The 9766-nt window shown below is 47.1% G+C and carries 8 protein-coding genes; all 8 read left to right on the forward strand.

Annotated features, from left to right (window positions below; genetic code table 11):
* Window positions 1-55 precede the first annotated feature (55 nt).
* Window positions 56-1024 carry an arsenosugar biosynthesis arsenite methyltransferase ArsM gene (gene arsM / locus QUB20_RS06855; RefSeq protein WP_333057327.1) on the forward strand — a complete coding sequence of 323 codons (969 nt, stop codon included), beginning with the start codon at window positions 56-58 and terminating at the stop codon, window positions 1022-1024.
* A 282-nt stretch (window positions 1025-1306) separates the two neighbouring features.
* Window positions 1307-1966, forward strand: a complete 660-nt coding sequence (locus tag QUB20_RS06860; protein ID WP_333244880.1) for a hypothetical protein — start codon at window positions 1307-1309, stop codon at window positions 1964-1966.
* 103 nt (window positions 1967-2069) lie between these two features.
* Window positions 2070-5207 (forward strand): efflux RND transporter permease subunit, encoded by a 3138-nt coding sequence (locus QUB20_RS06865; protein WP_333244877.1) that lies wholly within the window; start codon window positions 2070-2072, stop codon window positions 5205-5207.
* 220 nt (window positions 5208-5427) lie between these two features.
* Window positions 5428-6141 (forward strand): two-component system response regulator RppA, encoded by a 714-nt coding sequence (gene rppA / locus QUB20_RS06870; RefSeq protein WP_333244874.1) that lies wholly within the window; start codon window positions 5428-5430, stop codon window positions 6139-6141.
* 1 nt (window position 6142) lies between these two features.
* Complete coding sequence (gene rppB, locus QUB20_RS06875) at window positions 6143-7474, forward strand: two-component system sensor histidine kinase RppB (RefSeq protein ID WP_333244871.1); 1332 nt, start codon at window positions 6143-6145, stop codon at window positions 7472-7474.
* Window positions 7475-7502: 28 nt separating this feature from the next.
* A complete protein-coding gene (locus QUB20_RS06880) occupies window positions 7503-7631 on the forward strand; it encodes a hypothetical protein (protein ID WP_333291255.1) in 129 nt (42 codons plus the stop codon).
* Window positions 7632-7783: 152 nt separating this feature from the next.
* Window positions 7784-9220, forward strand: coding sequence for a site-specific DNA-methyltransferase (locus tag QUB20_RS06885; RefSeq protein ID WP_333244865.1), 1437 nt, complete (start codon window positions 7784-7786; stop codon window positions 9218-9220).
* Window positions 9201-9692, forward strand: a complete 492-nt coding sequence (locus QUB20_RS06890; RefSeq protein WP_333244862.1) for an AvaI/BsoBI family type II restriction endonuclease — start codon at window positions 9201-9203, stop codon at window positions 9690-9692. The genes QUB20_RS06885 and QUB20_RS06890 overlap by 20 nt, the downstream gene beginning before the upstream one ends.
* The last annotated feature ends 74 nt before the right edge of the window (window positions 9693-9766 follow it).

Genomic DNA, 9766 nt, shown 5'->3' on the forward strand with positions numbered 1-9766 from the left:
GCGTCCCGCCCGTGATCAATCTGCGGTCAAAAATCAAAAATTAGGACACTAAAAAATGACCTACCTCGAAACAGCAGCCAAATTCTACAGCGATGTTGCCGAAACACCCCAAATCGGACTTTGCTGCGTCCAAAGCAGCCCCTTGCAATTGCCAGGATTAAAAATTCCCGAACAAATGCAAGAAATGAATTACGGCTGCGGCACAACCGTTCACGCCGCCGAACTCGTCGGCAATCCCTTCGTGCTTTATGTAGGTGTAGGCGGCGGCTTGGAAGCACTACAATTTGCATATTTTTCTAGACACAAAGGAGCGGTTATTGCCGTCGATCCGGTTCCAGCAATGCGAGATGCGGCTGCACGAAACTTGCAAATAGCCGCCCACGAAAATGATTGGTTCGATCCGAGTTTTGTGGAAATTTGTGAAGGCGATGCTTTTGCCTTGCCGGTGCCGGATGCTTCTGTAGATGTTGTCGCCCAAAACTGCTTGTTTAATATCTTTGAACCAGCGGATTTAGCTAAAGCATTAAAAGAGACTTATCGGGTATTAAAACCCGGTGGCAGATTGTTGATGAGCGATCCGATCGCAACTCGACCCATTCCCCAGCATTTGAAGGAAGACCAACGCTTGCGGGCCTTGTGTTTGTCCGGCGCTTTGACATACGCAGAATACGTACAACACCTTGTAGACGTTGGTTTTGGGCAAGTAGAAGTGCGGGCGCGCCGTCCTTACCGATTGCTGGACAAACACAATTATCAATTGGATGCGGATTTGCTGTTAGAAAGCCTAGATTCGGTGTCTTTCAAAGTGGATGTACCCGATGACGGAGCTTGCATTTTCACTGGCAAGACGGCGATTTATACTGGGTCTGAAGAGCTGTTTGATGACGGGGCAGGCCACGTTTTGCAGCGGGGAGTTCCGGCGGCGGTGTGCGATAAAACTGCTGGGAAGTTGGGGGGATTAATGCCGGATAAGGTGTTGATTACTGATTCGACTTGGCATTATAACGGCGGTGGTTGCTGTTAGATTTATTTCGGAATAATCTGGCTGTAATCTTTTGGGAATAGAGCGTTTCTCAAAGAAGTGAGGTGTGGGCGCTTCCTATGCCCTCTTTTCACCTCATGTTAGTGAGCAATTGTATAGAGGTCTCTAATTTTAGACTTCGCCTCAAATTTTCATCAAATTTTTATTTCCCCCTGACATCCTAGCGGGAGAAGGTTCACAACTCTGAAGTAACGCATAGATTGCTCTTGAGAGGAGTGGCTGTTTTCATCACACCCGTTTGCTAAATGTGAGGAGGAAATTTTTATGCTATCGAAATCTTTAAATTCAAGTTCATTATCGATCGTCCGTTACGGATCTAGTTTTGTTTTGGGATTAGTGTTGTGCACGGCTTCGGCCCCGGTGCTGTCGCACGTTGGGCATGACAACGAGTTTGCAGGTGGCGATGCGGCGAAGATTATGCAGCCGATCGAAGTTGATGCCAGTAAAGCAACCGCATTGGGAATTAAGACAGAGGCGATCGCCCCTACAACCGATGGAGGTATTGTCAAAGTTCCCAGCACCAGTTTGATTGATGCCAATGGGCAAAAGCTCGTCTACATCCAGGAAGGAACAACCTACAAACCAATCTCAGTTCAGATTGGTAGCGACTCTGGAGATGTGGTGGAAATTAAAGAAGGCAATTTACTTCCGGGAAATCAGATTGTGATGCAGGGGGCAACGTTTTTGTACTCGGAGGCATTGCGAGGTAAACCGCAGGCAGAAACGGCATCACCCGCTACATCGCAGCCAGAAACGCAGGCATCACCCGCTACATCGCAGGCCCAAACGCAAGCATCGCCCGCTACATCGCCAGCAGAAGCGCAGCCTGCTCAAGGATCGTCACCTTTGATGTGGGTAGCAGGCGCAGGAGTTTTACTGGTGGGTGGATTCGCCGTCTTTGGGTTAAAAGGCAAGGGCCAGTAGACATTCAAAAACCAAGATTTTTGGTAACAGTCGATCGCGACGGAGTAAATCTCTTTACTCCGTCTCCTAAAAGCTTGCCTAATGCTATCCAAATTTCATTTTTATGTTAAACGTCATCCCCAAATGGTCTATTGCTCAACGATGGTTAGTGGTGTTCGGGGCGATCGCTCTAACCATCTGGAGTACACATACTGTAAGTCGAATGCCCCTCGATGTCTTGCCGAATTTTGCGCCCCCTCAAGTAGAAGTACAAACCGAAGCCCCCGGTCTAGCGCCGGAAGCGGTGGAATCGCTGATCACATTACCGCTAGAAAGTGCGGTCAACGGAACACCTGGAGTTGAAGTCGTCCGTACCTCCTCAGCCGTAGGAATTTCTGTATTGCGGGTGGTGTTTAAGTGGGGAACTGACCCCTATCAAGCTCGTCAACAGGTGGCAGAGCGATTACAGGACGCACAAGACCGACTACCGGAAGGGGTTGGTACCCCGCAGATATCGCCCCTAGCTCCCCCCATCGGAACGGTGATTCAATATGCGTTCACGTCTGACACTACATCGATCATGGAAGTGCGACGTTTGGTGGATGGCAAAGTCAACAATCGGTTGTTGGCAGTTCCAGGCGTATCGCAAGTGCTGGTTTACGGCGGAGATTTGCAGCAGTTTCAGGTGATTGCGAATCCTGAACAACTCCAAGCGTTGAAGGTTTCCCTTCAGGAAGTCGTCAAGGCGGCAAACGAGGCAAATGCCAAAACCGCCGGTGGATTGTTGATTGACCCCGATCGCGAATTAGTGATTCAGGGACAGGGGCAAATTCAGACGATCGAAGATTTGCAAAAAGCGGTCGTCAAGGTGCAGGAAGGAAAAGCGATTCTACTGCAGGACGTGGCAGAGGTGAAGATTGGGGCTGCACGACCGCGAGGCGATGCCAGTTGGAATACTAAACGGGCTGTGGTCGTGATGGTCAACAAGCAACCTTTGGTGGATAGTCCCACCGTCACGCAAGCCATCATCGAGGCGATGGAGGAAATTAAACCGGGCTTACCCAAAGATGTGAAGGCGAATGTCACTTTCCGGCAAGATGCCTACATTGACGCTTCAGTGGGTAATGTGCGATCGGCCTTGATCGAAGGCAGTTTGGTTGTCGCAGCCATTCTGATTCCCTTTCTGATGAACTGGCGCACCCTCACCATCTGTTTGCTGGATTTCTTTCTCACGCTACTGTTCTCGCTGTTAGTGTGTTCTTGGATCGGGCTGGAACTCAACACCATGACCCTCGGCGGATTGGTAGTGGCGATCGGGACAGCAGTGGATGATGCGATCGTCTACTGCGAAAATACTGACCGCCGCTTACGGGAAAATCGCCTCTCGCCCAATCCCAAGCCACCACTGGAGATTATTTTTGAGGGTTCTCAGGAAGTGCGCGAGTCACTGATTGGAGCCACGTTAATTGGCATTATTGTCTTTTCACCGATTTTCACACTCTCTGGGGTGGAAGGGCGGATCTTCACCCCCATGGGCATTGCCTATCTGGTGGTGGTCATCATCTCCAGCCTGGAATCCCTAGTAATCTCCCCTGCATTGTGTGCCATTCTGCTGCCCCACAGCCGGATGCAGACGACAGAACCCTTCCTAGCCCGATGGTCTAAACAACTCTACGATCCGTTGCTGCGAATGGCGATGCGTCGCTCTACCTTAATTTTAGGACTGGCAACAGCCTCAATGGTAGCGGCCATGCTGATTGTGCCGACGTTAGGACGGGATTTTCTGCCTACGTTCCAGGAACGATCGCTCATGAATGCGATCGCCCTTTATCCGGGTTCCTCACTCGAAGCAACCAATCGCGTTGGCTTAGCGATTCAAACCGCCCTTAAGGATGACCCCCGATTTGAATCAGTACAACTGCGATCGGGGCGTGCTCCGGGCGACCCGGATGCGGCATCGGTGAACTTGGCACACTTGGACGTGGAACTGAGTGAAGCTGCGATGCAAAACCGTCCTGCCTCGATTGAAGCCTTGCGGGAGGCATTGGGTCAGTTTCCGGGAGTTGCCACCAATGTCGGTGGATTTATCAGTCACAGGATGGATGAAGTGTTGTCGGGGGTCAGGAGTGCGATCGCCATTAAAGTATTCGGCAACGACCTGCAAGAACTACGCCGCATTGGAGAACAAATCGAAACGACAATGAAAGGCGTGAAGGGATTGGTAGACCTTCAGCTTGAGCCCCAAATTCCCATCCGTCAGGTACAAATTCAATTTAACCGAGATGCAGCCGCCCGCTACGGGTTGACGATCGCCCAATTGTCCGATTTCACCGAAACAGCCCTAAATGGTCGCGTGGTTGGTCAGGTGCCGGATGGTCAACAGTTGGTAGATGTGTTGGTTTGGGTCAACGAATCAGCCCGTCGCAATCTCAACACGATTCGCAACCTCCAAATTAATGCCCCAACAGGTCAAATTATCCCGCTTTCGCAAGTGGCAAAGGTTGAGTTTGGCAATGGCCCGAACACGATTAACCGGGAAAACGTCTCGCGTTTAATTGTAGTGTCAGCCAACGTACAGGGACGCGATGTTGCGTCGGTCGTCGGTGACATTCGCGCCAAGGTTAAGCAATCAGTGCAACTGCCCCAAGGCTACTATATTCAGTACGGCGGACAGTATGAGTCGGAACAACGGGCTGCTCAAAACTTCCTAATTTTCGGAATATTAGCGGTGCTGGCGATCGCGGTATTGATGTACTTCACCGTAAAATCCGTTCCTGCGATGCTGATGGTGATGGTCAATTTACCATTAGCACTGGTTGGCGGTGTCATCTCCGTGCTGCTAACGGGCGGAGTTCTTTCTGTTCCCTCAATGGTGGGATTTGTGACGCTGTTTGGCGTAGCGACGCGCAATGGATTGCTACTCGTAGACAACTACAACACCAAACTGGCACAAGGAATGCCACTTCCCAAAGTCATTGTGGAAGGGTCAATGGAACGGTTGCTGGCGATTCTGATGACAGCACTCACCTCGGCATTGGGGATGATTCCCTTGGTGTTAAGCGGTGGGGCTGGTAAGGAATTGTTGCAGCCGTTGGCGATCGTTGTCCTCGGCGGACTCTTTACCTCAACTGCTCTCACCCTACTGGTTCTACCTGCATTGTATGCTCGATTTGGGAAGTTTCTGATGCCTAAACGGGTGATGGAAACAACCGAGTTGAGAAACTATGGCATTGAGCAGACACCAACCAAAGAAGTAGGCTAATAACAGTTAACAGTTAACAGTTAACTGTTTAAACAATACCGATGCAACCGGAAACAATATGATATCAAATCCGGTAACATCGTCCTGTATTCATCTCTCTATTCTCTCTGTGTTCTCTGCGCTCTCTGCGGTTAAATAATTCCGATCCAAAATGTTGGATAAATTTCGAGAATTCGTATATGTTTGTTAGCAAAAAAGTATCGGACGAGATAGCGATAAAATGAGAATTCTGCTGGCGGAAGACGAACCCGATTTAGGTGCCATTGTGCAACGCACCTTGAGCCGAGAAAAGTATCTGGTAGATTGGGTACAGGATGGCACAACTGCTTGGAACTATCTGGAAAACCAATGGACAGAGTACACGATCGCCATTTTTGACTGGTTGCTACCGGGAACTTCTGGGCTGGAACTGTGCCAACGTTTGCGCCGGCAGAATAATCCTTTACCCGTTTTGATGTTGACGGCAAAAGATCGCACGGAGGATATGGTGGCTGGGCTGGATGCTGGGGCTGATGACTATCTGATGAAACCGTTTGTGAAAGCGGAGTTGTTAGCTCGGTTGCGAGCTCTTCAGCGACGGGGACGGAGTTTGTCGCCGGATCAGTCGCCATATTTCAATCCTGCCCAACTTGAGGCGGGGCGATTGCGGCTTGACTATACTAAATCCATCATCTCCACTACGGATGACGGAGGACAGCTAACGGTGATTCCTCTGACGGCTAATGAGTTTCGGTTACTGGAATATTTCATGCAGCATCCGAACCAAATCCTCACGCGCGATCGACTTTTGACTCGGCTGTGGGATGTGGATACTGACCCGATGAGCAATGTAGTTGCTGCTAGAATTCGTCTGTTGCGCCGCAAGCTGGCCGATTATGGCTGTGACGGGATGATTGAAACGGTTCATGGATTCGGGTATCGCTTGAACAAGTAATATGCACTCCAACAAACTATTTAACCGCACCCGCTGGCAACTTGCGGGTTGGTATGCGATCGTCCTGGGGTTTTTGTTAGGTATATGCGGTGTTGCAGTCTATCAGGTTGTGTTTCACACGCAGCGATACATTCTTCAGCAAAAACTACAATCTTTAGCCGGAACGCTGCATGACACTATCGAACCACAATTACAACAACCGGGACAGCTTTCATCCAGCTTGAAAACTATTTTGCCCGGTTTGTGTCTGTGGAATGAAAACTGTTACTCTTCAGGCAATGACGGGGCGCGACATACTGCTAGGGTGTTTCAGCAGGAGGGATATTATCTCCGCTTTTTAAGCCAATCTGGGGAAATATTAGGGAAGGTTGGAGAGCAGCCGGATGTATTAGAAAACTTTGCACCAAATGAGTTTTGGCAAATTCTGCATCTTTCTAATGGCGATCGCTTCTATCAAATTTCTGTATTGCTGCGAACAAACGACGGTTTGTTTTGGGGTTATTTGCAAATTGGGCGATCGCTCAAAGAATGGGATGGTTATCTGAGCACTTTGCGATTGTTGCTCTTTTTAGGCTTACCCTTGGTCATGCTGCTAGTGGGAGGAGCTAGTTGGTGGTTATCTGGATTAGCGATGCGACCAATTTATCAGTCCTATCACCAGATGCAACAATTCACCTCCGATGCCGCTCATGAATTGCGAACGCCTCTGGCTGTCATTCAGGCTACTGTTGAGGATACTCGTCTGGCTGAAGATTTACCGGAGGTTAGTCAAAACCTGGATATTATCGAACGACAAAACATCCGCCTTTCTAGGTTAGTGAAAGATTTATTGTTTATTTGTAGACTTGAGCAACAACAGATTTCGACTAATTTGCAGCATTGCTGTTTGAACTATCTGATCGGCGATTTAGTAGAAGAACTTGCAGGTTTAGCAATGGTGGCTGAGGTGGAATTGAAGTTAGAAATTCGTGCTTCGCGAGCCGTTGTAATTCTTGGGGATGAAGCCCAACTTTACGGGATGGTGACGAACTTAATTACCAACGCTATTAACTACACTCCCGCAGGAGGGCTAATCCTTGCCATCCTCGATTGCACCGACAAGGAAGCCATAATTCAAGTTCAAGATACAGGTGTTGGTATCAACCCAGCCGAACAAACGCGAATTTTTGATCGTTTCTACCGAGTGCAGAGCGATCGTTCTAGAGCCACGGGTGGTGCTGGATTAGGGCTATCGATTGCAAGTGCGATCGCAGTGGCTCATCAAGGCAGCATTCAAGTCCAGAGTGAGTTAGGAAAAGGCAGTACATTTACAATCCGTCTACCACTCAAATGAGAACAATATTACTGCGATCGCGTCAAGATTGCCTTTGCAAGGGGAACCGCAGAATATCAATCTGTGGGTTAACTCGATCGCAAGTGCGATCGAACCGACAAAAATTAACGGTGTTTTGGTTATTTTGGACAATTACAGCCGGGAAAAGCAAGGATAAAATTGGGGATCAGCAAGATGGGCGAATTTCTGAAGCTGTTAATTTTGGGGTTCGTCAGATAGAATTTACAAGGGTAGCGACATCTACCCGTTCTTGGATTAGAGATACTGGTATACTACGATCGACAGTTAGTTATTTAATAATTTGTAGTCATGGTAAATATATCAAGCATCTCCAACATCGCCCCTGAAGTGGAAAGTGACTTTCTGGGAGAGATTGATAACCTTGACAGGCAATTACACGATCGCTTTCAAGACAAGTTTGTAGTCCAGCCCTCGCTTACCAGACTTTTGGTTAGTTTTCAGGCTAACAAAACTAGACCCATTTATAGGTGGTACAAGTATAAGGAAGCTTTCTCCGCTTCTCTGGTAGAGTTCTTATTCCAAAAATATCAAGTCATTCAAGGCAAGATTTTAGATCCTTTTACAGGTAGTGGAACTGCTTTATTTGCTGCTAGCGACTTGGGAATAGATGGTGAGGGCATTGAATTATTACCTATTGGTCAACATATAATTAATACCAAAATTCTTTTAGACACTGCCTTCACTATTGATGATTTTCAGCGGCTAAAGACATGGTTTAATTTGCAAATATGGAAAAAATTTGAAAACCCTGTCACTCTGCCAGAATTGAGAATTACTAAAGGGGCTTACTCCGAAGAAAATAAAATAGAAATTGAGCAATATCTTGGAGCTTGTTATCAAGAAAATACCAAGGTTCAATCAGTTTTAGTCTTGACTTTACTGTGTGTTTTAGAATCCGTAAGCTATACACGCAAAGATGGACAGTATCTTCGTTGGGATTACCGTTCGGGTCATGGCACGTCAAAGAAGTCCTTCAATAAAGGTGAGGTTCTTGAGTTCAGTCAAGCTATTACCCAAAAATTTAATGAACTTGTTAACGACTTAGAACCTCCTACACAACAACTTGAGCTTTTTCAAACTCAGAATCATCAACAAGGCAAAATTAATTTGCATCAAGGTTCTTGTCTGAAGATAATGCCCGATTTGCCGGACTCTACCTACGATGCAATCATCACATCTCCACCCTACTGCAATCGATATGACTATACTCGCACCTATGCACTAGAGCTAGCTTTACTAGGAATTTCTGAAAAGGAATTAATTAATCTGCGTCAGGAAATGCTAAGTTGTACGGTTGAGAATCACCCCAAAGATTTATTGGCTATCAATCCGGCTTGGGAAGGAGCTTTAAGTATTGCTAATTCGCAAACTCTCTTGCAGGCTATCTTAAGATATTTGGACAGCCAAAAGTCACAGGGTATATTGAACAACAATGGTATACCAAGAATGGTAAGAGGATATTTCTATGAAATGGCTTGCGTAATACAAGAAAGCTTTCGTATCCTTAAACCAGGGGCATTTTTGTTTATGGTTAATGACAATGTGCGCTACGCAGGTATAAGTATTTCAGTGGACCTGATTCTTTCTGATTTCGCTGAAAAACTCGGCTTTATTACGGAAAATATTCTCGTTTTACCAGGTGATAAGGGGAATAGTAGTCAACAGATGGGAAACTATGGACGCGCTCCTTTGAGGAAGTGCGTTTATGTATGGAAAAAACAATAACTGGATACCTATGTGTGCTTATCGTAACCACCTTCAATCCAGTGACGATCTTGTCACAACCTATGAAGATACTCGTGCGGGTTTTGTGGCACTTGCCCTTGAAAAAAATCGACGCGCTACCCCTTATGTCGCCCAAGCAAGAGCACTTCAAGAAGCTGCGGGTCAAGCTGCGAGTCCTGCTGATTTGTTAAATGTTAAGGGCATTGAAATGGGATTGTTGACTGCTGCAGGATTATCTGACAAGTCTCTTGCTCATTTGATGCCAAAGGATAAAAGTGAAGCTATCAATGGTCTAATTAGGAATTTTCTTGAGCCAGCCGGCACAAATTTTGTGGAGGAATTGGTCTTTAGATTTCTACTGACTCGTGGTGACACGCTTGGTTGCTCCATGCGTAATGTTGGCGGAGTATTGGCACAAAGAAAACTAACTCGTGCTATCCTCTCGACTCTCACAATTGCTAGTAAGAGATAAGCTGTTCAGCATCTAAAACGCATATTGTATGGTATAATATGATAATTTTCCGATCAAGTCAATGCCTACTAAAA

The sequence above is a fragment of the Microcoleus sp. B4-C2 genome (genome assembly GCF_036705265.1).
Taxonomy (GTDB): Bacteria; Cyanobacteriota; Cyanobacteriia; order Cyanobacteriales; family Microcoleaceae; genus Microcoleus.

Bases quoted from the DNA above. Each gene is read 5' to 3' on its own strand.
- QUB20_RS06860 (WP_333244880.1), top strand. From the start codon at position 1,307: ATGCTATCGAAATCTTTAAATTCAAGTTCATTATCGATCGTCCGTTAC.
- QUB20_RS06865 (WP_333244877.1), top strand. From the start codon at position 2,070: ATGTTAAACGTCATCCCCAAATGGTCTATTGCTCAACGATGGTTAGTG.
- QUB20_RS06885 (WP_333244865.1), top strand. From the start codon at position 7,784: ATGGTAAATATATCAAGCATCTCCAACATCGCCCCTGAAGTGGAAAGT.
- QUB20_RS06890 (WP_333244862.1), top strand. From the start codon at position 9,201: ATGTATGGAAAAAACAATAACTGGATACCTATGTGTGCTTATCGTAAC.
- arsM (WP_333057327.1), top strand. From the start codon at position 56: ATGACCTACCTCGAAACAGCAGCCAAATTCTACAGCGATGTTGCCGAA.
- rppA (WP_333244874.1), top strand. From the start codon at position 5,428: ATGAGAATTCTGCTGGCGGAAGACGAACCCGATTTAGGTGCCATTGTG.
- rppB (WP_333244871.1), top strand. From the start codon at position 6,143: ATGCACTCCAACAAACTATTTAACCGCACCCGCTGGCAACTTGCGGGT.